General features: G+C 59.3%; 20 protein-coding genes and 1 tRNA gene. 13 read left to right on the top strand and 8 right to left on the bottom strand.

The genetic code is table 11. The features are described from left to right. Positions 1-99: 99 nt before the first annotated feature. The 4 genes from L1C91_RS00590 to L1C91_RS00575 are packed head-to-tail and all read left to right on the top strand — an operon-like array spanning position 100 to position 2,479. On the top strand, positions 100-501 hold the full coding sequence (locus L1C91_RS00590; RefSeq protein ID WP_234857520.1) for a hypothetical protein: 402 nt from the start codon (positions 100-102) through the stop codon (positions 499-501). A gap of 39 nt (positions 502-540) precedes the next feature. Further along, a complete protein-coding gene (locus L1C91_RS00585; protein WP_328219560.1) occupies positions 541-1,722 on the top strand; it encodes a hypothetical protein in 1,182 nt (393 codons plus the stop codon). Between the two features lie 3 nt (positions 1,723-1,725). Then, entirely contained in the window at positions 1,726-1,881 is a 156-nt protein-coding gene (locus L1C91_RS00580; protein WP_234857519.1) for a methionine/alanine import family NSS transporter small subunit, read from the top strand. A gap of 49 nt (positions 1,882-1,930) precedes the next feature. Next, positions 1,931-2,479, top strand: a complete 549-nt coding sequence (locus L1C91_RS00575) for a DUF1990 domain-containing protein (protein WP_234857518.1) — start codon at positions 1,931-1,933, stop codon at positions 2,477-2,479. On the opposite strand, the gene L1C91_RS00570 is transcribed toward L1C91_RS00575, so the two are convergent. The 4 genes from L1C91_RS00570 to acnA all read right to left on the bottom strand — a co-directional run bounded on the left by L1C91_RS00570 (position 2,461) and on the right by acnA (position 7,466). Further along, positions 2,461-3,054, bottom strand: coding sequence for a glutamine amidotransferase-related protein (locus L1C91_RS00570; RefSeq protein WP_234857517.1), 594 nt, complete (start codon positions 3,052-3,054; stop codon positions 2,461-2,463). The genes L1C91_RS00575 and L1C91_RS00570 overlap by 19 nt on opposite strands. 155 nt (positions 3,055-3,209) lie before the next feature. Then, the gene (locus L1C91_RS00565) at positions 3,210-3,923 is read right to left on the bottom strand and encodes a glutamine amidotransferase (RefSeq protein WP_234857516.1); all 714 of its coding nucleotides are present in this window, start codon (positions 3,921-3,923) and stop codon (positions 3,210-3,212) included. A 39-nt stretch (positions 3,924-3,962) separates the two neighbouring features. Next, complete coding sequence (locus L1C91_RS00560) at positions 3,963-4,526, bottom strand: TetR/AcrR family transcriptional regulator (protein WP_234857838.1); 564 nt, start codon at positions 4,524-4,526, stop codon at positions 3,963-3,965. Between the two features lie 126 nt (positions 4,527-4,652). Further along, entirely contained in the window at positions 4,653-7,466 is a 2,814-nt protein-coding gene (gene acnA, locus L1C91_RS00555) for an aconitate hydratase AcnA (RefSeq protein ID WP_234857515.1), read from the bottom strand. A gap of 188 nt (positions 7,467-7,654) precedes the next feature. Here acnA and L1C91_RS00550 point away from each other — a divergent pair, with 188 nt between their 5' ends. The 3 genes from L1C91_RS00550 (at position 7,655) to L1C91_RS00540 (ending at position 11,785) form a co-directional block, all read left to right on the top strand. After that, on the top strand, positions 7,655-8,146 hold the full coding sequence (locus tag L1C91_RS00550) for an Rv1476 family membrane protein (RefSeq protein WP_234857514.1): 492 nt from the start codon (positions 7,655-7,657) through the stop codon (positions 8,144-8,146). Between the two features lie 433 nt (positions 8,147-8,579). Continuing rightward, positions 8,580-10,493 (top strand): DIP1281 family NlpC/P60 protein, encoded by a 1,914-nt coding sequence (locus L1C91_RS00545; protein ID WP_234857513.1) that lies wholly within the window; start codon positions 8,580-8,582, stop codon positions 10,491-10,493. 86 nt (positions 10,494-10,579) lie between these two features. Next, positions 10,580-11,785, top strand: a complete 1,206-nt coding sequence (locus L1C91_RS00540; protein WP_234857512.1) for a ferrochelatase — start codon at positions 10,580-10,582, stop codon at positions 11,783-11,785. A gap of 28 nt (positions 11,786-11,813) precedes the next feature. On the opposite strand, the gene L1C91_RS00535 is transcribed toward L1C91_RS00540, so the two are convergent. Continuing rightward, positions 11,814-12,554 (bottom strand): hypothetical protein, encoded by a 741-nt coding sequence (locus tag L1C91_RS00535; protein ID WP_234652327.1) that lies wholly within the window; start codon positions 12,552-12,554, stop codon positions 11,814-11,816. A gap of 35 nt (positions 12,555-12,589) precedes the next feature. Here L1C91_RS00535 and L1C91_RS00530 point away from each other — a divergent pair, with 35 nt between their 5' ends. Beyond that, entirely contained in the window at positions 12,590-13,450 is an 861-nt protein-coding gene (locus L1C91_RS00530) for a DUF3097 domain-containing protein (RefSeq protein ID WP_234857511.1), read from the top strand. Here L1C91_RS00530 and L1C91_RS00525 read toward each other — a convergent pair. Beyond that, positions 13,413-13,994, bottom strand: a complete 582-nt coding sequence (locus tag L1C91_RS00525) for a MarR family transcriptional regulator (RefSeq protein ID WP_234857510.1) — start codon at positions 13,992-13,994, stop codon at positions 13,413-13,415. The genes L1C91_RS00530 and L1C91_RS00525 overlap by 38 nt on opposite strands. Positions 13,995-14,023: 29 nt before the next feature. After that, positions 14,024-14,749, bottom strand: a complete 726-nt coding sequence (locus L1C91_RS00520; protein ID WP_234857509.1) for a TVP38/TMEM64 family protein — start codon at positions 14,747-14,749, stop codon at positions 14,024-14,026. A 274-nt stretch (positions 14,750-15,023) separates the two neighbouring features. Between L1C91_RS00520 and L1C91_RS00515 the strand changes: the two genes are divergently transcribed. From L1C91_RS00515 to meaB, 3 genes are all read left to right on the top strand, one after another. Then, a complete protein-coding gene (locus tag L1C91_RS00515; RefSeq protein ID WP_419178681.1) occupies positions 15,024-16,892 on the top strand; it encodes a methylmalonyl-CoA mutase family protein in 1,869 nt (622 codons plus the stop codon). 1 nt (position 16,893) lies between these two features. After that, a complete protein-coding gene (gene scpA / locus L1C91_RS00510; protein WP_234857508.1) occupies positions 16,894-19,128 on the top strand; it encodes a methylmalonyl-CoA mutase in 2,235 nt (744 codons plus the stop codon). A gap of 74 nt (positions 19,129-19,202) precedes the next feature. Next, positions 19,203-20,309: a methylmalonyl Co-A mutase-associated GTPase MeaB gene (gene meaB / locus L1C91_RS00505; RefSeq protein ID WP_234857507.1), complete on the top strand. Its 1,107-nt coding sequence runs from the start codon at positions 19,203-19,205 to the stop codon at positions 20,307-20,309. Positions 20,310-20,403: 94 nt separating this feature from the next. Here meaB and L1C91_RS00500 read toward each other — a convergent pair. Then, positions 20,404-20,489: transfer RNA gene (locus L1C91_RS00500), tRNA-Leu, on the bottom strand. Between the two features lie 151 nt (positions 20,490-20,640). Here L1C91_RS00500 and L1C91_RS00495 point away from each other — a divergent pair. Both L1C91_RS00495 and L1C91_RS09380 read left to right on the top strand, forming a co-directional pair. After that, positions 20,641-22,272 (top strand): ABC transporter transmembrane domain-containing protein, encoded by a 1,632-nt coding sequence (locus L1C91_RS00495; protein WP_234857506.1) that lies wholly within the window; start codon positions 20,641-20,643, stop codon positions 22,270-22,272. Then, positions 22,272-24,077, top strand: coding sequence for an ABC transporter ATP-binding protein (locus tag L1C91_RS09380; protein WP_328219559.1), 1,806 nt, complete (start codon positions 22,272-22,274; stop codon positions 24,075-24,077). Before L1C91_RS00495 ends, L1C91_RS09380 begins: the two co-directional genes overlap by 1 nt. Positions 24,078-24,089: the final 12 nt, after the last annotated feature.

Raw genomic sequence — 24,089 nt, 5'->3', positions numbered from 1 at the left:
AACATACCGGTTGGTCTGATAAGTTCATCAACGTTTGGGTCTCTAGTCGAGCTACCGCCCAGGTAAGTCATTGAACATTCTTCAATAAAGGACACCCGTATGAGCCAGGCACCTGCGCGTGTGACATGGACCGGGCGCAGTATGTTCCTCTTCGCTGCTATCGGTTCTGCAATCGGTCTTGGAAATATTTGGCGCTTTCCCTACATCGCCTACGACAATGGCGGCGGAGCATTCCTCTTGCCCTATGTTGTTGCTCTGATTACAGCCGGCGTTCCAGTTCTCGTACTGGATTATGTGCTCGGTCACCGCTTCCGCGGTGCCGCCCCCTTGGTTTGGAGGCGTATCTCTCGACGCACAGAGAGCATCGGCTGGGTGCAGACAATCATCACCTACATTATCGCTGTGTACTACGCAGTAGTTTTGGCTTGGTCTGCGATCTACACTTGGTTTTCGCTCAAACTCGCGTGGGGTGATGATCCTGAGGCTTTCTTCTTGGGCTAATTTCTCCACGCTGACAATGAATCCATCAATTCGACGACTGTGGTGTGGCCCATTGCTATCACCCTGGCGGTCATTTGGGTTCTCATTATCGCAGTCATGGCCCTAGGTGTACGTAAGGGAACGGGCATGCTTTCAGGTGTTTTCGTCCCGACTTTGATCGTCCTCTTCCTCATTTTGGTGGGCCGCTCACTGTTTCTACCCGGCGCAGGCGAAGGGCTCGAAGCCTTCTTCACCCCTCGCTGGTCGGCACTAGCCGACCCCACCGTATGGATGGCGGCCTATGGGCAGATTTTCTACTCTCTAGCAATCGCCTTCGGCATCATGATGACGCAAGCAAGCTACCTCAAGCGCCGCTCAAACCTTTCGGGACTGGGCACCGTCGTAGGACTGTCCAACTCCGGTTTCGAAGTCTTGGCGGGTATCGGCGTGTTCGCCACCCTCGGTTTTATGGCCTCTACCTCTGGCGTCGCGGTTGATGAGGTCGCAACCTCAGGCATCGGCTTGGCGTTCATCGCTTTCCCAACCATCATCAACCAAATGCATGGCGGCCCGCTGTTCGGTGTCCTGTTTTTCGGCTCCCTATTTATCGCTGGTTTTACCTCGCTGGTCACCATCGTCGAAGTCGTTGTCTCCAGCTTCCAAGACAAGTTCCGTCTTGAACGTCGCACAGCATCCATCGCTGTGGGCGTGGCATGCGCGATCCCATCTCTGATACTGTTCCCCGTCACCACCGGGCTAGGGTCCTTGGATATCGTCGACAAATTCGTCAATGTGTTGGGCATTGTGCTCATCGCTGTAATATCTACCGTCACTATCGGGTGGGTACTCAAGCGGACCCCCGAATTACGTGCCCACGTCAACGCTGTTTCTTCGCTTCAGCTTGGCCGTTGGTGGGATTTCAGCCTGACGGTGATCACGCCCCTCATCCTAGGTATCACATTCGTCCTGGAAGTTCGCCTATTGCTGATCGAAGGCTACGGCGGCTACGCATCCCAAAAAGTGGTCATCTTCGGCTGGATACTTGGATTAGTGCTGTATCTGGGGGCCTTTGGCTTGTCGCGTATCCCGTGGCCTCGGGGCACCATCGTTGATGGTCCTCCCGCCGGTGACTTCGGTGTGCCACTCACTGGCAGGGGAGCTCCCTTCGGACAGCACCTGGTAGACCCCCAAGCAGACGCAGCACACATGCAGCTCAAGCCTGAGTTCGCGAAGGAGTCCTAGACAATGAGTACTACAGCACTAGTGATGATGCTCGTCTACCTTGCGGTTGTCTGGGGGCTTCTAGCTGTGGCCGCATACCACCTGGGCAAAACTGAGGACGACAGCTGTGGCACCCTCGGATCCCGGGATCTAGACGCGCTACCCCAATATCAACCCTGAGCTGCCTCAAGGCGTAGCTAAGTGACATCAACGGGGGTAAGGTGGCCGCATGGCACCTTTGCCCCCGTCATTGAGCTATCCCGAGTCCCTAAGAGGCAGTACGCTATCCCTTCTCAAGCAGGATCTTGGCATCGAAGCCAAGTCTGTGTCTTCTGGCGCTACCCGGACGCACGTGCCGAGCGGTTTTCTGACGCTGAAACACTCGAAGCTGTTGGGCTATGGCCCGCAGCGTTGGGAAGAAGCAGCTAGGAACATCTTTTCCTGGAGGATGCACAATAGCCTTCCTCTACTCCGCACTGATGCTGCAGAGCTTAGTGAAGACAGCTCAGGGCGCACTGTTGGTCTACATATCGGCCCTATATATGCTGAATGCATCATTGTGGACGTCGAGCGTATCGAGCACCAATGGGCTTGTTTTAGCTACGGCACGACCGACAAGCACCCGGAGCGAGGCGAAGAATGCTTCGCCGTGTCAATGGACAAGCGAGGGGCCGTGAAAGGCTACGTATACGCGGTGTCGAAGCCAAAACGGCTTATCGGTTACCTCGGCGTGCCCGCCCAGCATCTCGCAGCGAAACTCTACCTCCGAGGCATGTAGCGGGTCGAGAAATTATGTAGCAGGCGTGCGCTGGTGTCGACAGCATAGCGCGCAGCTTGGCTGTTGATCCTACGTTTTTCCGCCGGGTCAAAGTAGCCTTCGTTTTTGTAAATGTCGAGCCGCTGGGCAAAGCTGTCATGGTCGAGCTCGGGGTGAAACTGCGTGACGTAAACATTCTCACCAGTTTTGAACATCTGAATCGGGCACTGTTGCCCTGTGGCAAGTACGGTGGCTGACTCGGGCAGTGTAGCGCAATTCTCTTTGTGCCCAACCAGTGCGTAAAACTCCGATGGAAGCCCCTCACATAAGGGATCTGCCTGGCCCTCAGCGGTTAGGGAAACAGCCACAGCTGCGGGTTCCTCCGCATAAGCCCTATCAAGCTCAGCATCTATAGCCGTGCCAATAATTCCCACCCCGTAGCATGCGCCGAAGGTAGGGAAGTCTTTCTCAATCAACTGGGCTGCGAGCTTCACGAGGTCGGCTTCAACGCGGCGTTGAAGCTCCGACTTATCCGTATCAGTGTTGTTGAACGGGCCACCACCCAAAATGACGCCCGCGTAGTCCTCGAGGCACACATCTCCAAGAGGTGCCTGATCAACCCTGTGCTATACCAACTGTGACGGGGCGATGCGAAGGCAGTCGACAAAAGAAGCGTACTCAGCCTCGGCTGCCAGTGTTTCAGGCCTGGTCGATAGAAGGAGGAAGGGGCGCATGGTGGAGCCTCTGGGGTTTAGGTGGTGCAGTAACGGACGAAGTTGCGCAAGATCTGGTTAGCGTACGTCGTGTCGATTTCAGGCAGTGAGGACACGATGCTGTCGTAGGCTTCCGGGCTGAAATAGCCGTAGTCTTTGTAGAAATCCATGCGGTTTTTCATAGCGATGGCGTCCATGTCGGCATGGAATTGGCATGCCCACGTGGTGTCATTGGCGCGGACCATCTGCACAGGGCATGTTTCGCCGGTAGCAAGAACGACGGAGTGAGCGCCCACCACAGTGACGTTTTCGGTGTGGCCAGTCAGCGCAGTGAACCTTTGGGGAATGTCGCTGAGCAGCGGATCTAGGGCGCCCAAAGGGGTGATTTCAACGGTGGTTGGGCCGGCAGACTCTGGGTGGGTGTGGCCCACTGCTCCTCCGTCGAGGTGCGCGATGAGGCCGTTGCCAAAACAGACGAACATGACGGGGGTCTTGCTGTCGATGAGTTCCGCAAGCAGCTCGTGAACATGCAGTTGTTCTTCGCTGTACTCGGGAGAACTGATGTTAAAAGGGCTACCGCCCACAAAGATACCGTCGTAACCTGACAGATCAGGCAGCTCTGCCTGGGGGGAGTCGATCATTACTTGGTCTAATTCTTCGGGTGCTAAACCAGCGGCGGTGAGAAAGTCGCGGTGTTCCGCTGCAGCTATGGTTTGTCCGTGGCGTGGTGACACTAGCAAGAATGATCGCATACCAAGCAGTCTACAGGTGGGGCGAGAGCCCTTACCCCATCAATGCTTACGTACGGAGTCCTCAACAAGGTCGAGCACTTGCACCAGCTCGCTGGTGTTTTCACCAGAGGCGAGGCGGGAGATAAAACCGTCCATCACGGTGTCGAGATATACCTGCAACACGCCGACGGGTACGTCGTCGCGCATGCGGCCGGCGGCAGCGTTTGCTTGCAGCCTGCCCCTCACGGCGTCATCAAGGACAGCCTGGTGTTCGCGCCACCGCGCGGAGAACGCGGCGTCGGTGCGCAGTAAACGGGTGATCTCTAGGCGGGTGGACAACCAGTCGTAGCGCTCGGGATGGGTGAGCATGTCCCGCATGACCTCGACGAGGCCTTCTCCGGCGACCACTTCAGCCATTCGGGCGGCGTCTTCGCGCGCAAGGGCCAGAAAAAGGTTTTCTTTGTCCGTGAAATGGTGGAAGATTGCGCCGCGGGATTTTCCCGTTGCGATTTCGAGGCGGCGGACGGTCGCGCCTTCGTAGCCGTATTCGGCAAAGCAGCGGCGGGCGCCTTCTAGAATGTCATGTCGCCGCTGGTTAAGGTCAGCGTCACTGACTTTTGGCACTGCCATTCTCCTCGACTTGTGACTGGTTGATAAAGCACCCCCGCCCACCAGTGACACCGTGTGGCGCAGTGGTGGGCGGGAGGTGCGGCGTCACAATGATTAATGACGCCGCGTCAGGCGCAGGCTCTAGGCCTTAGCCATGTTGCGAAGCACGTACTGGAGGATACCGCCGTTGCGGTAGTAGTCGGCTTCACCGGGGGTATCGATGCGGACAACCGCGTCGAACTCGACGGTGGAACCGTCTTCCTTGGTTGCAGTGACGTGAACGGTCTTCGGGGTGGTGCCGTTGTTGAGCTCCTCGATACCTTCGATGTCGAAGACCTCGTGGCCGGTCAGGCCGAGGGACTCGTGGGACTCGCCAGCGGGGAACTGCAGCGGGATGACGCCCATGCCGATGAGGTTGGAGCGGTGAATACGCTCGAAGCTCTCGGTGATGACAGCCTTCACGCCGAGCAGGTTGGTGCCCTTGGCAGCCCAGTCGCGGGAAGAACCGGTGCCGTATTCCTTACCACCGAGGACGACCAGCGGGATGCCGGCTTTCTTGTAGTTCTCGCAAGCATCGAAGATGAAGGCCTGGGGCTTGTCATCCTTGGTGAAGTCAAGGGTGTAGCCACCGGCGATGTCAACGAGCTGGTTCTGCAGGCGGATGTTGGCGAAGGTGCCGCGCATCATGACCTCGTGGTTGCCGCGACGCGAACCCAGGGAGTTGTAGTCGTTGCGTGCCACGCCGTTTTCATCCAGGTATTGCGCGGCGGGGGTGCCGGGCTTGATGGAGGAAGCGGGGGAGATGTGGTCGGTGGTGACGGAGTCGCCCAGCTTGGCAAGGACGCGTGCGCCCTTGATGTCCTTGACGGGCTCTACTTCCATGGTCATGCCATCGAAGTAGGGTGCCTTACGGATGTAGGTGGACTTCTCGTCCCATGCGAAGGTCTTGCCTTCGGGGGTGGGGAGGTTCTGCCACTGCTCATCGCCCTTGAACACGTCAGCGTAGTCAGCTTCGTAGAGTTCGCGAGAGATGGCCTGCTCGATGGTGGCTTCGATTTCCTCAGTGGAGGGCCAGATGTCGGTCAGGAAGACGTCGTTGCCGTCCTGGTCCTGGCCGAGCGGCTGGGTCTGGAAGTCGAAGTCCATGGTGCCGGCGATAGCGTAGGCGATCACCATGATCGGGGACGCGAGGTAATTCATCTTCACGTCGGGGGAGATACGACCCTCGAAGTTGCGGTTACCGGACAGCACTGCGGTAGCGGTGAGGTCGTGCTCGTTGATGGCCTTGGAGACCTCTTCGGGCAGGGGACCGGAGTTACCGATACAGGTGGTGCAGCCGAAACCAGAGAGGTAGAAGCCCAGAGCCTCGAGATCCTTCCAGAGGTCAGCGCGCTTGTAGTAGCCGTCGACGACCTGGGAGCCGGGGGCACAGATGGTCTTGACCCAAGGCTTTGCCTTCAGGCCCTTCTCCGCTGCCTTGCGTGCGATCAGGCCTGCGCCGATCATCACGGAGGGGTTGGAGGTGTTGGTGCAGGAGGTGATGGAGGCGATGGCCACCATGCCGTGGTCGAGGGTGTATTCGCCACCGTTGGGGGACTTCACGACGACCGGCTTGGAGGCACGGCCCTTAGCACCTACAGCTGCGGACTCACCGTGGCCTTCGCGGGAGGAGTTGAAGCTCGGCGCGAGGTTGGCGCCGTCTTCCTGGTCTTCACCTTCGCCGCCCATGCGGATTGCGGCCGGGGACTCGTCCTCGGTTACCGGATCGGAGCAGTAGGTGGGCAGGTCCTTGCGGAACTGTTCCTTCGCCTCGGACAGCAGGATGCGGTCCTGGGGACGCTTCGGGCCAGCGATGGAGGGAACCACGGTGGACAGGTCGAGTTCGAGGTACTCGGAATACTCGGCCTCGGGGGTGTTCTCGTCCAGCCACATGCCCTGTGCCTTGGCGTAAGCCTCAACAAGTGCGACCTGCTCTTCGGAGCGGCCGGTAAGGCGCATGTACTTGGTGGTCTCTTCGTCGATCGGGAACATGGCACAGGTGGAGCCGAACTCTGGGGACATGTTGCCGATGGTGGCGCGGTTGGCCAGCGGAACGGCCTTGACGCCGGAGCCGTAGAACTCGACGAACTTCTGGACAACACCGTGCTGGCGCAGCATTTCGGTGATGGTAAGAACGACGTCGGTTGCGGTAACGCCAGCGGGGATCTCGCCAGTGAGCTTGAAGCCAACGACGCGGGGGATCAGCATGGAGACGGGCTGGCCAAGCATTGCTGCTTCAGCCTCGATGCCGCCAACACCCCAGCCCAGGATGCCGAGGCCGTTTTCCATGGTGGTGTGGGAGTCGGTACCGATGCAGGTGTCCGGGTATGCGAGGCCCTCATTATCGAAGACGACGCGAGCCAGGTTTTCGATGTTGACCTGGTGGACGATGCCGGTTCCCGGAGGAACGACGCGGAAGTTGGAGAATGCCTTGGAGCCCCAACGCAAGAACTGGTAGCGCTCTTCGTTGCGCTCGTACTCGATTTCGACGTTCTTGGACAGAGCGTCGTCGGAACCGAATGCTTCGATGATCACAGAGTGGTCGATGACCATCTCGGCGGGGTTGAGGGGGTTGACCTTATCGGGGTCGCCACCGAGGGTCTTGACGGCTTCGCGCATAGTTGCCAGGTCGACAACACAGGGAACACCGGTGAAGTCCTGCATGAGGACACGGGCCGGGGTGAACTGGATTTCAATGCTGGGTTCAGCAGATGCATCCCAGTTGGCGATAGCCTCGATGTGCTCAGCGGTAATGTTGGCGCCATCTTCGGTGCGCAGCAAGTTCTCGCCAAGAACCTTGAGAGAGTACGGGAGTTTCTCCATGCCCGGAACAGCGTTGAGGGCGTAGTAGTCGTAGGACTTGTCGCCAACCTCAAGGGTGCTCAGGGCATTGAAGGAGTTTTTGCTAGCAGTCATAGTTGTTAGCTCCACTTCCTATGTAGGTGCAGTAGTTGTTTCGGTATCAGTACGCGGGGCTACTTGGGCTGGGCCTCGCGCACGTCCTGGAATCAATATAACAGTACGAGCGTTCTGTTGCTTAATTTTGGGGGTGCCTCGGGGTGTGTCGCATGAATAAGCCCGGGGGAGTTTCTAATATCAGAAGCATGATTCCCGATTTCGTTAATGTTGACGACCTTGCCCAACAGCTCGAGTCGGGTGATGTTGCGGTCGGACTCGATCCGGCCACCGCATCGGGTATCGACCCAGAGCAAGTTAAGAACGAAATCAGCCCATTGGCGGAAGGTTCACCGGTGGGGGATATCGGCGTTGTCTACCTCGACCGCACACCTGCAATGACTGCAGATCTACGCGATATTGCTCAGGAACTCTCCACTAAGGCACCCCAGGACATCATTATCGTAAGAGCCCCCGGTTCGGGCGCCGTCGTTTCCGACAATTACTCACGGGCAGATTTGGAAACAGCCCAACACGCGCTGCTATCACACCCAGAGTTATCGACGGGTCTACAGGCGTTCACAGACACCCTGACACACCAGTCAACCCCGTGGCCTTTAATTAATGCCGGCATCGCTGCTGTGGCAGCTACCGCTGTCCTCATAGCGTTCATGTGGGAACGCCTCCACAGCGCAACATAGTCAAGCCTCAACGGTTGACAAACGAGGGGTCGACACGCGCGACACCAAAGGCCCCGAAGCTTCCAATGGGGGATAGATCCCCAAAATTGCACCCTTGCAACTCTAATTCGTGTTGAAGATCACAACTTTTTACGGCGTGTCGAACAATGCAGGTCACGCGCATGTCAATTCGAAAAATTGTGCACTAAAGCCACATCACCCCACGTTAAAGCTGCTACTCAAAGGGACTGCTGTTACTTAAGTGGCATAAGGTTCTAACTGTTCACTCGTGTGAGTCGAGTTGACTCGGATTCTAATACCATCCCAGTCAAGTCCATGCACTGCACTTCAGGTAAGTGGGGAAGCTTTCCTGCGGTCACGCCCGCACGAGTGAGCACAGAAGTCAGGGCGCAGGCCTTGACTGCCTTACGTTGTCTACCGCAGGAGCTTTTTCGTGCTTTTCGCCTCGCACCGTGCTGATAGCACCCCACGCGCCCGCTTCGCTGACCGCTTTATCAACAAGCAGACCACGAGCAGCCGCCAGATACTCACCGCATTCACACTGTCGGTCGCACTAACCGCAACCAGCCTGCCTGCCTACGCTCAGCCGACCAACCCCGACGACGCGCACATTGCTCAAGCCCACAGTGACGTGGACTCGCGCTCTGCAGACGTCGCATCGCTCGCGACGTCATTGTCTCAAACCGAGGCTGAGATCGCGCGCCTGGAAAACGAAATGGGTGGCCTTCGCGAAGCAGTCAATAAAGCATTGGTTGACTTGCACGACGCCCAAGCAACCGCCGAACGCGCCCGACAGGACGCAAAGGCAGCTCGCGCGGAGCTTGACGATACGCAAGCAAAGATGACGAAAGCTCAGGCCACCCTCGATGAAATTTCTCGGACGGCCTACCGTGGCGGTGGAGCAGGTGCCCCCATCGGAGAGATTTCCGGTTCCCGCAACAGCGAGGACAGCCTAGACCGCCAGACATTCCTGCGCGTCCAAACTGAGAAGCAACGCGCAGCTATCGCCGAACTCGATCGCCTGCGCACTGAAAGAGCCAACAACGAATCAGCACTTCGCGAAGCCCGCAAGGTCGCCGAAAAACGCGAGCAGGAAGCTGCCGATGCAGAAGCCCACGCACGCCAAGCTATCGAAACCAACGGCGCCGCCCTACAGTCAAAGCAGGCCCAACGCACGCAGCTTCTAGAGCAACGCGATAACGCCCAGAACCAGCTCGATTCCGCCCGCGGAACTGTCGGCACCCTGGAGGGACAACGCCAGGAATACCTCGACTACGAGCGTTCCAAGCAGCAAAAGGCTGAGGCCGAGCAGCAGGCACGCGAAGCCGAGGCAGCCACCGACCAAGCCCAGCAGCAGGCGCAGCAAGCACAACAGGAAGCAGCAGCCGCAGCACGGGCCGCTGAAGAAGCTACAAAGGCTGCACAAGAGACAACCCCCGAACAAGGCCTCAGTGCCCAAGAGCTCGAGCCACAGCGCAAGGCCCAGGAAGCAGCCCGCAAGGCAGCAGAGGAAGCCGCAGCCAAGAAGGCTGATGCCGAGCGCGCCGAGGCAAAGGCCGCCCAGCGAGCAGAAGCCGAAGCACAAGCCCAACAGGCACGCGAAGCCGCAGCTGCTGCCGCTAGCGCCGCTGCCGCAGCAGTCATCGCTGCGACCGCCCCGAGCCACACCGCGCTGGATAACCCATACCCGACGGATGAAGAGGCTGCCGATGCGGTTGTCGCGGCACAGCAGCAGCCGACCGCAGGCAACGATACTGCTCCGGGTGGCACTGACAGCCAGACCACCGAAGGCACAACCGACGGCGACAACGACGTCATCGGCGGGCTCATTAATCTGCTCGACCAGATCACTGAAGGCACGACCACGGCACCTCAAACCGCGCGCGACGTCACTGCCGCTACGAGACAGGTTGTGTCAGGCAGCCGGGACGAGAAAATTGAGGCCGTCATCAACCGGGCAATGTCACAGCTGGGCACCCCTTACGCTTGGGGTGGCGGCGACGCCAACGGTCCGACCCTCGGTATTCGCGACGGTGGAGTGGCTGATGCTCACGGCGACTACAACAAGTACGGCTTCGACTGCTCTGGCCTGGTTCTCTACGCTTTCGCAGCGGCGGGTATTTCCCTTCCGCACTACACCGGCTACCAGTACCAGCACGGAACGAAGGTATCGCCCAGCGATATGCAGCGCGGCGACCTGATCTTCTACGGCCCGAATGCTGAAAACCACGTCGCTATTTACCTTGGTGATGGCCAGATGATTGAGGCTCCCCAGTCCGGTTCTACGGTGAAGATCAGCCCGGTGCGTTGGGGCGGTATGAGCCCCTACGTTGTGCGCATGATCTAACTCCAGGCTGGTTTTTAACGTCGAGGTCAGTTAGCTCGGTCATCCTTAGTAGCCCGTTGCGTTTGCAGCGGGCTACAGTGCTATACATGCCCGAAAAGCACACTATCGACCCAGTGGACAATCATCCTTTTGATGGACTACTGCTTTTATCCTTTGGTGGCCCTGAAGGCCACGAGGACGTGCGACCTTTCTTGGAAAATGTCACCCGGGGGCGGGGTATCCCACCTGAGCGCCTGGATGAGGTGGAGGAGCACTATCACCACTTCGGCGGAGTGAGTCCTCTGAATTCCCTCAATCGCGAAATTATCGACCATGTCGAGCAGGAGCTTCGCACTCGGGGGCGTGATCTGTCGGTTTTCTTCGGCAACCGCAATTGGCATCCTTTCGCTGAGGATACGGTGGAGCAGATGGTGGCGGCCGGCCACCACAGGATTGCTGTGTTCGCGACCTCTGCGTGGGGTGGGTATTCGGGTTGTCGGCAGTATCACGAAGATATCGCCCGCTGTATGCAGCACCTGGAGCAGCGCGGCCTAGCCGAGGGCGTTCAGATGGTGAAGTTGCGGCAGTTCTTCGACCACCCGAGGTATATTGATGCGATGGTCGACGCGGTGGATGAGGCCTTAGCGAAGGTGCGTGCTCACGGGCGCGGCGATCGTATTCGTTTGGTGTTTACCGCCCACTCCATCCCTTTGTCCGCGGATCGATCGTCGGGTGTGGATTCCGACGGCGCCTTGTATTCTTCCCAGATCCGTTACGCCTCGGAGTTGGTTGCCCAGCGCTGTGGTTTTTCTCCGATTGATGACGCCGCGTCGGCTGTTGGTGCGCACGCTGCTGACGGTTTCTACGATGTGGTCTGGCAATCCCGGTCGGGTCCTGAGCATGTGCCGTGGTTGGATCCTGATGTGGTGGATCATATTGCGGCGATTCATGGGGACGTTGATGCTGCGGTTGTGTGCCCGATTGGTTTTGTCTCAGACCATATTGAGGTGGTGTGGGATTTGGATTCGGAGTTGCAGCAGGAGGCCGCCGATTTCGATATTGATATTGTGCGTACCCGAACGGCGGGTCCAACGGCTGATTTCGCGGCGATGGTTGTGGATTTGCTGGAGGAGCTGGAGTCCGGGGCCCCCGTTGCACGCGTTGATAGCACACGACCTGGTGGCGCCTCGGATGTTCCTGGTGGGGTTCCGGCGCTTCGCGGGTGTACGGCTAATGGTGAGCCGTGCGCACAGGGGTGCTGTGCCCCGAGGAAGCGACCGGCTGCACATGGTGAGGCTAGGCCTGGCGCTTAGCCGGAGTGCGGGGCGCCGGGGCACGAACTTAGGGCCGTGCGTATCGTCGCATGTCGCGGGCAGCATATTCGACGCCTGTGATGCGCGCTCGGCGGATGTGTCGCCACAGCGGGATAAGTTCTGTGTCGACGCTGTGTTCGCCCATGCGATCGCCGACGGTTTCAATGATCGCTGCGACGCGGTCTGCGCGGGCGAATAGCTGGGCGGCTCTGCCGGGGGTTGCGTCGGGCAGGCCTGGGGTGTCGTAGAAGTCGCTTAGCGCGCCGACGGTAAGTCGAGGGTTGTGAAGGGCGTCGGTGCTAAACCCTTTGGCTTCGATCATGTCGGCTGCTGCTGCGGTGGCTTGCGCGAGTAGTCTGTCTGCGTCACCGGGCATGAGGTAGTCGGACGGTGGTAGCACTCCGGGGTCGACCAGATCCCATTCTGCCGGCCGATGCGGGTCCAGTTCTGCCAATGCGGGCGGGGTGTCTACCTCTCTGAGCAGCAGGGCCTCGTGTGGGTGTGCTCCTTTGGAAATGATGACGCCGTGGGGGCCGGGGTCGCCGGGGCCACTCAGCGCCAGCCGGACGAGCGGTTGTTCCATTGGGGCCTGGGCGTGGGCGGCGTCAAGAAGCGCGCGAATGTGGGCGAGAAGGGTGAGGTCGGTGGGGCCGCCGAGGGCGAGCATGGCGTCGGTAAAGTTGTCTGTCGAGGTGTGGTGGAGGTGCCAGGCGGCGAGCCACACTGCGATGTTTTGTGCTGGCGAATAGACCTGTGAGCGGAAATCCATAAGGATCAATAGCCTAGCGGATAAGGTAGTCAGTCATGACTGGCTTTGATCGTTATGGTGGCGACATTTTGAAGGGGCATTCTCGTCGAGCTCCTACGGAGTATCCGAAGGTTCCCGCTGAGCCTGGGCTTGTTGTTGAGGTTCGCGCGACGGGTTTTGTTGGGGCGGTCACCGGTTTTGAGCGCACTTATGATGGTGATTTTGTGCGCTTGGAGGATCGCCATGGGCGGGAGAATCTGTTTAAGCTGCGCGAGGGTGCGTTTATGATCGATGGTCGTATTGTGACTCTCACGCGTTATGTCACTGACCAGGCTCGGCAGTTGGCCCAGGCGATGAAACATTCGAATTCTGGTTCCCGCCGCATGGCACAGGTGGAGGCTAAGGTTGCGGCCCCGTCGCGTATTTGGGTTGAAGGTATTCATGACGCCGCGATTGTGGAAAAGGTGTGGGGTCATGACTTGCGCGTGGAGGGGGTTGTGGTGGAGTTTTTGGAGGGCTTGGATAATCTTCCGGAGCGCTTGGCGGAGTTTGGCCCTTCGGAGGGTCGGCGGGTCGGGGTTTTGGCGGATCACTTGGTCAGTGGTTCTAAGGAGACCCGCTTGACGGAGTCGGTGGGCCCGCATGTGTTAGTCACGGGCCATCCTTTTATCGACATTTGGGCGGCGGTCAAGCCGGAGCGTTTGGGCATCAAGCAGTGGCCGGAGGTTCCCCTGGGTGAGGATTGGAAGACTGGTATTTGCCGCAGGCTTGGTTGGGGTGACACTCGCGAGGGCTGGAACCGAGTGTATTCCGCCGTGAATTCCTTTAGGGATTTAGATTCAACCCTAATTGGGGCGGTGGAGCGTTTGGTCGATTTTGTTACTGTGCCGGAGATTCGGAAGGAAGATCTTCTGTAGCCCGGGCTAGTAGTCGTACTGCCAGCCGCCACCCCTGGGTTTCTGCCACCCATCCGGCGGCTTGGAGGCGTTGGGAGACGGCTTGTTTGCTAACACCCAGTTCTGCGGCAGCTTCGGTTTGGGTGAGGCCTCTGCGGATCATCGAGGTAGCTTCGCGGCCTTCGGGGGTACGTTTGCTTAACAGGAAGGTCAGTAGTTCGAAGGTGGCAGCGATGTCTTCGCTCAGTCCTTCGGCGGAGTCGATGGGGCTGACGTAGACCTTGGCGGCCTTGGGGGACTTGCCTAAAGCCTTGTGCGCTTGAGTTTGCGCGACGGTATCGAGGGGGCTGACACCAATGCCGATAGCCCATTCGCCTGCGGCTAGCAGTGCCATGGTGATGTCTGTAACGGACTCAGGTGTTGTGAGCGTTGCTGCGATCTCTTCAATCCCGACCACTTCCACTTCTGGGACACCGGGCAGCTGGGAGAGCGCAAGCGCGGATCGTTTAACCAGTTCGGCCCGGCGTGTGGCGTGGCCACGGTAGGTGGCGTGAAGAGCGTACATGCCGTCAATCCTAGCGGCTTGATTACCCCTTATGCCACGGGGAGCTTGTAGTCCAGAGCCAACCCGATGAGGCCGAGGGTGAGCAGCACTCCGGTTACGCCAATCAGCGCCGGGTTGGCCGCACCAGTGAGGGCATCCCCGATGAAAACGGTGGCGATGGTGGCCGGCGCCGAGCCAACGAAGGTGGCAATAACGAAATGCTTGAGGGACACCTGGGTAAACGATGCCGTGAGGTTGAGGACGAAAAAAGGCACAGCACCGATCATCCTGAGCGAAGCGATAGCCAACCACCCGCGAGTTTTCAGGCGCGCATTGATCGCGTCGATGGTGCGTCCGTTGATGCGGGCACGCGCGGCGTCATTAACGAAAAATTTTCGGATGCCCCACAAAGCTAGACCGCCGGAAATTGTAGTGGCACTCAGGGCAACGACGCAGCCCGCTGCGGGCCCGAACAAGATGCCGGAGCTGAGTGTCAAAAAAGTCCGGGGGATAGGGAATTGGGTGATGACTATATAGAGAAGGAAAAAGACGGGAAGCAGCCACCAGTCGGCTTGATCGGCGTAGGCGCGCACCTGGGATAGCGGTGGCGTGTCTACAAAGAAGACTGCATAGACGCCGACTGCCGCGATGGCAGCGAGGGCGACTTTTTTACCCAGCGAGAGTGACGCCAGTGCACGCACTAGCTGTTGCGCGAGGCGTTGGAGCACCTGCCGCGCGGACTGCGCGTGATGCACGGTGTGCTGGAATCCTTTCACGTCTAGAGACCTTAGCCTGTGGCGCGTGGCTTGTTTTGCTGGCGCCACCATAGTCGGGATGACGGCATGCGATGTGCCCTCCGGCAGCCAGTACGAAAGTGGCAACGGCCACACTTGGGGTGTGAGGGGCGGCTGAGTTGGGCGTGGAGCGCGCAGCAGCGCTACTATATGGGAAGGAGTTGTGGCCTACTCTACCTTCTTATCGCACGGAGGGTTCGCGTCACAATTTACTGTTTATATTTTTGGAGAATACTCATGAGGGGAGTAGTCCACCGTGACTGACAACCAGTCTGCTGCCGCGAGTGAGCTGCCCGAACTGTCGACCAAGTACGACGCTTGGTACAAGGCAGTGGCGGGCGTGTTTGCTCGTGTGCAGAAGAAGGACGTCGCAGATGTCCCGTTGGATGTGTGGAAGAAGCTTGTCCGCACAACCTATGACGGCATCGACATCAATCCGCTGTATACCCGCCAGGATGAATTGCAGGAGGCCGCCGAGCCGGGCATCTTCCCGTTTGTCCGTGGCGCGCAGGTTTCCGACCCGAGCCGCATTGGTTGGGGCGTGACCGAGACCTTCGGTTCCACGCCGGGTGTGTCGCCCGCTGAGGTTAACAAGCAGCTACTGCATGCTTTGAGCAATGGCACCACCAACATCGTTATTGATCTCACCCAGGGGCTCTCGCCCGCCGATCTTCCTGCCGTTCTGCAGGATGTTTACCTAGATCTTGCGCCGATTCGTCTGAAGGCCGGTTCGAAGGCCGCCGAGGCCTCCCAGCAGCTTTTTTCGCTTGTTGACGCCGCGGGGGTTGCGGAGGGCAGCGTGCTCGAGCTTGGCGCGTGCCCGCTGACCGCCGGTTTCGATGAGACCGACACTGTGAGCTTGGATGAGGCTGTGGAATTGGCTGTGGCTTGTTCCAAGCGTCCCGGCAAGGTTCGCGCCATTGTCGTCGACGGTGTCTCGCTGTCTAACCAGGGCGCCACCGATGCTCAAGAGGTCGGTTTCTCTCTAGCGGCCGGTGTCGAGTACCTGCGTGCACTGACCGAGGCTGGTTTGTCCGCTGCCGAGGCTTTGGAGCAAATCACTTTCCGCTTTGCGGCTACCGACGACCAGTTCGCGCAGATCGCAAAGTTCCGTGCTGCTCGTGAACTGTGGGCTCGCGTTGCTTCCGTAGTGGGTGCTCCCGAGGCTGGTTCCGCACCTCAGCACGCCGTCACCGCGCCGGTGATGTTCAGCCAGCGCGACCCGTGGGTCAACATGCTGCGTAGTACTGTGGCCGCGTTTGCCGCAGGCGTGGGTGGTGCGACCGATGTTGAGGTTTTGCCTTTCGACTGGGCTGTTAAGGGCGGCCTGGAAGGTACGTCTCGTAACTTCGCGCACCGCATCGCCCGCAACACCAACCTGTTGTTGTTGGAAGAATCCCACCTCGGTTTCGTTGTCGACCCAGCCGGTGGCTCCTACTTCGTTGAAGCCCTGACTGACGAATTGGCTGACAAGGCCTGGGAGGTCTTCACTGGCGTTGAAGCCAATGAGGGCTTTATCGCCAACACCGCTTCGGGCACAGTTGCAGAAGCCCTTGATGCTTCCTTCGAGCGCCTGCGTGCCGATGTTGCTCACCGCCGTAAGCAGATCACCGGCATCAATGAGTTCCCGAACCTTGGCGAGAAGCCCCTGGATGCTTCCCGCCGCGTAGAGCCGAAGGGCGTTCGCCGCTGGGCGGTGGACTTCGCCGAGATGCGCAACCGTTCCGATGCCTTCTTCGAAGCTAACGGTCAGCGCCCCCAAGTTGGCCTCATTCCGCTCGGTCCCCTGGCTAAGCACAACGTGCGCACTGGTTTTAGCACCAACCTGTTGGCTTCCGGCGGCATCGAGGCGCTCAACCCCGGCCAGGTCGTTCCCGGTACCGAGGAGTTTGCAGCTGCTGCACGCGCTGCAGACATCGCCGTTATCTGTGGTACCGACCCGGAGTACGCCGAATCCGGTGTAGAGGCTGTCAAGGCACTCCGCGAAGCAGGGGTATCCACGGTGCTGCTAGCAGGCGCACCCGCTTCCTTTGAGGGCGCCGAGGTCGCTCCAGACGGCTACCTGAACATGAAGATCGACGCAGCGGCAACCTTGTCGGAGCTGCTGGATAAGTTGGGAGCCTAAAATGAGCACCATTCCTAATTTCAGTTCAACTCCGCGCGTCGACGAGGCTGCAGCACAAGCTGCTGCCGGCGCACACCCCTACGAGGGACAGGAGGTCTGGTCGACACCTGAGGGTATCGACGTCAAACGTGTCTACGACCGTGCAGACCGCAATGCGGCGCTGGAAGAAACCGACGACCGTCCCGCACACCCGCTGGATTCATTCCCGGGCATGGCACCGTTCATGCGTGGCCCGTACCCCACGATGTACACCAACCAACCCTGGACTATTCGCCAGTACGCAGGTTTCTCCACAGCTGCCGAATCCAACGCCTTCTACCGTCGTAACCTGGCCGCCGGACAGAAGGGCCTGTCGGTCGCCTTCGACCTTGCAACCCACCGCGGCTACGACTCCGACAACGAGCGCGTCGTCGGCGACGTCGGTATGGCCGGTGTGGCTATCGACTCCATCCTGGACATGCGTCAGCTGTTCGAGGGCATTGACCTGGGCAGCGTGTCCGTGTCGATGACGATGAACGGCGCGGTGCTACCTGTTCTGGCGCTCTACATTGTTGCCGCCGAAGAGCAGGGTGTCACCCCTGACCGCCTCGCGGGCACCATTCAGAATGACATTCTGAAGGAGTTCATGGTCCGCAACACCTACATCTACCCGCCGAACCCCTCGATGCGGATCATCTCCAACATCTTCGAGTACACCTCGATGATGATGCCCCGATTCAACTCGATTTCAATTTCTGGCTACCACATCCAGGAAGCCGGTGCGACCGCTGACCTCGAGCTGGCGTACACACTGGCCGACGGTGTGGAATACATCCGTGCGGGTAAAGACGTAGGCCTGGATGTCGACAAATTCGCACCGCGTTTGTCCTTCTTCTGGGGCATCTCCATGTACACCTTCATGGAGATCGCTAAGCTACGCGCCGGCCGTCTGCTGTGGAGCGAGCTCGTCGCCAAGTTCGACAACAAGAACCCCAAGTCGCAGTCGCTGCGTACCCACTCTCAGACCTCCGGTTGGTCGCTGACCGCCCAGGACGTCTTCAACAATGTTCCTCGTACCTGCATCGAGGCCATGGCAGCAACCCAGGGCCACACCCAGTCGCTGCACACCAACGCCCTCGACGAGGCGCTGGCTCTGCCCACCGACTTCTCCGCGCGTATTGCTCGTAACACCCAGCTGCTGCTGCAGCAGGAATCCGGCACCGTGCGCCCCGTCGACCCGTGGGCCGGTTCCTACTACATCGAGTGGCTGACCAACGAGCTCGCCAACCGTGCACGTAAGCACATCGAAGAGGTCGAGGCCGCCGGCGGTATGGCTGAGGCGACGATCAAGGGCATCCCGAAGCTGCGTATCGAAGAGTCCGCTGCACGCACCCAAGCACGCATCGATTCTGGCCGCCAGGCGTTGATCGGCGTCAACAAGTACATCGTTGACGAAGACGAGCAGATCGAAGTTCTCAAGGTCGATAACACCAAGGTGCGCGCCGAACAGCTCGAGAAGCTGGAACGCCTCCGCGCAGAACGCGACGAAGAAGCTTGCCAGGCCGCCCTGGATGCCCTTGAGGCAGCCGCACGCTTGGAGACCCGCGAGCCCGGCGACCTCAATACCAACCTGCTCAAGCTAGCAGTTGACGCTGCACGTGCGAAGGCCACCGTCGGTGAGATCTCCTTCGCTTTGGAGAAGGTCTTCGGCCGTCACGAGGCTGAGATCCGCACTCTGTCCGGCGTCTACAAGGAGGAAGTTGCTAAGGAGGGCACCGTGTCTAACGTTGCTAAAGCCATCGCAATGGCCGACGCCTTCGAAGCTGAAGAGGGTCGCCGCCCACGTATCTTCATCGCAAAGATGGGCCAGGACGGCCACGACCGCGGCCAGAAGGTTGTCGCATCCGCCTACGCCGACCTCGGCATGGACGTAGACGTCGGACCGCTGTTCCAGACCCCTGCTGAAGCAGCCCGCGCAGCAGTCGATGCCGACGTGCACGTTGTGGGTGTATCTTCCCTCGCCGCCGGCCACCTCACCCTGGTGCCCGCGCTGAAGGAAGAGCTCGCAAAGCTCGGACGCGAAGACATCATGATTGTTGTCGGTGGCGTGATTCCCCCGGGTGACTTCCAGGAGCTCTACGATGACGGTGCTGCCGCCATCTACCCGCCTGGAACGGTCATCGCAGATTCCGCAATCGATATGATCACCAAGCTCGCGGCCAGCCTCGGCCTGGAGTTGGATGTAGAGGAGGGCTAAAAGGCCCCCGCTTCTGCCCGCAGGTCGCCACCGTGCAGCCTGCGGGCAGTTGAAGTTAAGGAGTGTTGTAAGCCATGTCGGAACACAACGAGTTTCTCGAACACCACCTTGGGTCACTCATGACCACCGCGGGCACCGACCTGGGGGCGGCCACCGCCGTCGCACCCGAGATTGTTAAAAGGGCACGTCGCAGAATTGACGTCGACGAACTCTTCGACGGTGTCCGCGCGGGCAACCGCACCATCATTTCCCGAGCGATCACGCTCCTGGAGTCTTCGGCGGCTGCCCACCGGGTCCTGGCGCAGGAATTGCTCGTGCGTCTCCTACCGTTCTCCGGCAAAGCCCTGCGCGTCGGGATTACCGGTGTACCCGGTGTTGGAAAGTCCACCTTCATCGAAGCTCTCGGAATGAAGTTGATAGGGGAGGGCCACCGCGTTGCTGTGCTGGCGATTGACCCCTCGTCGACCAAAACCAGGGGATCGATCCTGGGTGATAAAACCCGCATGGCGAAGCTTTCTACAGAGGACAACGCGTTCATTCGGCCCTCTCCCTCTGCGGGCACTCTTGGTGGCGTGGCTAAAGCTACCCGTGAATCCATGGTGGTGTTTGAGGCCGCCGGTTTCGACACCATTTTGGTGGAAACCGTCGGTGTTGGTCAGTCCGAGGTCGCTGTGTCTAACATGGTCGACTGCTTCACCTTCCTGGCTTTGGCGGGCGCGGGCGACCAGCTGCAGGGTATTAAAAAGGGTGTGCTGGAGATGGCTGATCTTGTCGCCATCAACAAGGCTGATGGCCCCAATCTGAAAAACGCTAAGCGCGCTGCCCGCGAGCTTGCTGCCGCCATGCGTATGGTGCGCAGCGAGGACGCGCTGTGGCACCCGCCGACGATGACTATGTCCGCCCTCGAGCACGAAGGTGTCGACAAGTTCTGGGACACGGTGCTTGAGCACCACGAAGCGATGCTTGAATCCGGACGTTTCGACCATAACCGTCGTGAGCAGCAGGTGGGGTGGATGTGGTCAATGGTGCACGAGACCTTGCTTCAGCGCCTCAACACTAATGAGGACGTCAAGACCGTCCGTGCTTTGGTGGAATCCCAGCTGCGCGACGGGCAGATCACCCCAACCTTAGGTGCTGAGCGTGTGCTCAATGCCTTCGACGGGGTAGACGCTTCCTCTTAGGTGGAGGCTGCAGGCGGCCGCTAGCGCGGCCGCGAAGGATGGGTGACCGCATAAAAAATGAGGCCTTGCTGTTAAGCAAGGCCTCAGAATTTTGTGCCCGAGGGGGGACTTGAACCCCCACGTCCATTAGTAGGACACTAGCACCTCAAGCTAGCGCGTCTGCCATTCCGCCACCCGGGCCGGGTGTTTGAGACCTTACGGCCTCAGCACTCGTTAAACTATAGACGCCACCCGTAGAATTTCACAAATTCCCAGTTCAAAGCTTTATTTGTAGACGCTCGGAACTCCGGGAATCTCCAGGCATGTGCTCGACGACGTATATGATGGTCCCATGTCCGCTCCCACACAATTGCGTCGTTCACCACTGTGGGCGTGGTTCGCCCCGCCAGAACCACCGCAAGACCGTCCACTGCGCGCGACGTCAACGCGTGCGATGCTGCTGACTTACCCAAAAATAGTCGTTGCGATCGTCATTCTGCAGGGCGTTATCAACGCGTCTAACGCCGTGCAGTCAGCAATCATCGGCCATGCCACTGACGCCGTGTTTGGGCCGTCAAGCCAAGGTCTTGGCAGCGGTTGGCAGGGCATTGGGCACGCACTATGGGCAGCAGCACCACCGATGGCTTTGTTTGTGGCCCTCATCGTCCTTGCCTACGTCGCCGAGTTAGTGTTCGACGGCCTAGAGGGAATCTCGCGGGCACGGACCGTGCATGATTTGCGACTATCACTAACCAAAGCACTCATCGGTGGGGATACACGCCACCTGAAGCCTGGCGAGGTTTTGAACACTGCAGACGAGGACACCAACGCTGTTGGTGAGATCAAGGAAGTCTTCGGCTTCCCAGCCGGCATGCTGTTTTACTTGGTCACCACAATCGCGATCATTTTTCCAATTTCTCCCGCGGTTGGCGGTGTGGTTATTGCTGGGGCGTTAGCGACAACGGTGGCTGCGCGCCTGACTGCTGCGCCGCTGACCCGTGCGGCAGAACAGCGTCGAGAGGTGGAGACGGCTTCGGCGTCGTTGGCTACTGACCTCGCCCAGGGCTCGCGCGTGGTTAAGGGCCTGGGTGCGGTGGATGAAAGCCTTGAGCGTTTTCAGCGAACGACTGCCGAGGTTGATTCCGCACTGCTGGCAGAGGCTCGGGTTAATGCGTGGATGTCATTGTGGCGGCAGACCCTTCCCGCCGCTGTGGGCGCCGCGGTGTTTGCCTACTCGGGTTGGCTGGTCCTTCAGGGCGCCATGAGCGCTGGTGATTTTGTCACGATTACTTTGTTGGCCCGCCCAGCAATGACTATCTTGGGGCGTTCGTATGGCTATTTGATTTTCGTGTGGTCTCGTGGTGCCGCTGCAACGCAGCGTGTCCGTGACTTGGAGCAAGCGATTGATCACCCACCGGCAGATAGTGCTGAGCTTTTCGCGCGCGAGGGCTTGTCGAGTGCTCCAGCAGCTATGCCTTCCGGGGGGCTGACGGTATTGTCGCCGCGTTCTGCGGATGGCTTGCTTGCTGCCCAGCAGTATGCCCAATTGATCGCCGATAGTTCAGTTGACGCTATCTATTCGCCGCATGCACCTGGGGTGTTTGAGGGTTCCCTGTTCGACAACATCGATGCGGGCAGGGGACTGTCCACTTCCACTATTGACGCCGCGTTGGATGCGGCCTGCTGTGAAGACATCATTGTCCGACTGGGTGGAAGGCAGCCTGATGGTCGTCTGCCGGACGGGCCGATCGGGGAGGCCGGGTTGAACCTGTCGGGTGGCCAGCGCCAGCGCGTGGCACTAGCTAGAGCGTTGGCGGGCAGCCCGGAGGTCTTGGTGTTGGATGAGCCAACCACAGGCCTTGATGCTGTCACGCTTGATCGGGTGGCTAGCGCTACGGCGTTGCTGCGTCGAAACAAGACGACGATCGTGATTACTTCCTCGCGGCCGTGGGAAGTATGCGCCGATACCGTGGAGGAGTTCTGATGAGTACACAGGCGTCTACCGCACACCAGGTTCGCGCGGATGCTTTGGCTCCTGCGTCCATGCGCACAAGTTTCTCGGTTGTTAGGCAGTGTCCTCGGTGGCCGCATCGCGGGTGGTGGCTGGGTTTCTGGGCTGTGTTTTGCGCCAAGATGGTGTGCTTCGTGGGGTCGTCAGCACTGACGGGTTTCGCGGTCACCGCATTGGCTACTGGTGACACCGCTCGTTTCTTCTCCTTGGCGGCTGTGATGGCCCTTGCTCTGGTCGGCGAGCAAGCGTTCAACACGGTCGGCGAGTACTTGTTGAGTGCTCGTTCGAAGTTGGTGGGCGTGGATCTGCGTGCCGTGGGCGTGGAGGCTACGTTGCGCGCGCCTATTCCAGAGGTGATGGAGCTTGGAACAGGCAATGTTCTTACCCGCCTGACCAGCGATATTGATGCTTTTGTTCGTGTTGTTAATTCTATTGGTGTTCGCTTGTTGACGTCGCTTTTGCTCTTTCCTTTCACGGCGGCGTCGATGCTGGCATTGTCACCATGGTTCATCGTGGTCTTTTTAATTATCGGGGCTCTTTTGGTTCCGATGGTTCGGGTGGCCGCACGTGATATTCCGGTGGCTGCGAATCTGTTGTCGAGTGCGGAGGCGCGCCGCAACCAAATTCTTCTGGACACTATTCGTGGGTTGCCGACTATTAAAGCTTTGCGGATCGGCCCGTGGGCCATTGGGCGTTTCCGCCGTCAATCGTGGGCTACTGTGCAAGCGCAGGCGGATTTTATTCCGCAGATGATTCGACTGCTGCGATGGGGGAGCATCGTCTATGGTGTGTTGGCCTTAAGCACAATGGCTGTGGCTGTAGTCCTGGTGAGCCAATCGACTATTTCAGCGGGTGCGGGCGCTGCTGCGATGGTTCTGGTGCTCCGCCTGGAAATGGCGGTGTTTAACGTCCTCTTTTTCGCCGGAGACATCCAACGCGCGGCGACGTCATTGGGCCGTGCAGTCGCCCTAGCTCTCTTGGGCTCCGACTCACGACATTTGCCGGACGGACCGGAACTTGTTCGCCCGGTACCGGTTCGCCTTGATGACGTGACATTTGCGTATCCGGGAGGCGCGGCAATCTTGAACAACCTCTCGATCGCCTTAGAACCCGGAACTACGACGGCGTTGGTGGGCGCATCCGGCGCCGGTAAATCGACAGTGGCGGGACTCATTGCCGGCCTTCATTACCCAACCGCCGGCACGATCCGTATCGGCAACGTGGTGACCCGCGACGTCAACAATTCTTGGCTTGCTAGAAACGTCAGCCTGATTAGCCAAGAGGTGCACCTGTTTTCCGGCAGCCTGAGAAATGACCTCAAGGTCGCCGCCCCGCAAGCTAGCGATGAGCAGCTGCTTGATGTGTTGGCAGAGGTGGGACTCTCCCCGCGCAGCGAAAGCTGGGTGCGGTGGTTGCCTCAAGGGCTCGACACGGCCATCGGCGCCGGAAACGATGATCTTCCGCCCGAGATCGCCCAGCAGATCGCGCTCGCGCGCATCATTGTGCGCGACGCCCCGGTTCTGATCATGGACGAGGCTACCTCGGAAGCCGGGAGCCAATCCGGCCGGGCACTGGAGCAAGCTGCTATTCGAACAGCCAAGGGACGGACGACACTGGTTGTTGCTCACCGTTTGGATCAGGCGATGGCTGCGGATCGTGTTGTGGTGATGGATCACGGCCAGATCATCGAAGACGGCACCCACGATGATCTTGTTGCGGCGGGTGGCGCTTACGCTGATCTCTTCAGGCGGTGGAGCGGTACTAAGGAGGGGGAATGATCAAAACCCATG

The sequence above is a fragment of the Corynebacterium argentoratense genome, from assembly GCF_021491455.1.
Classification (GTDB): Bacteria; Actinomycetota; Actinomycetes; order Mycobacteriales; family Mycobacteriaceae; genus Corynebacterium; species Corynebacterium argentoratense_A.
Note: the sequence above shows the minus strand (reverse complement) of the source record. Positions and strands in the feature narration are given on the sequence as shown.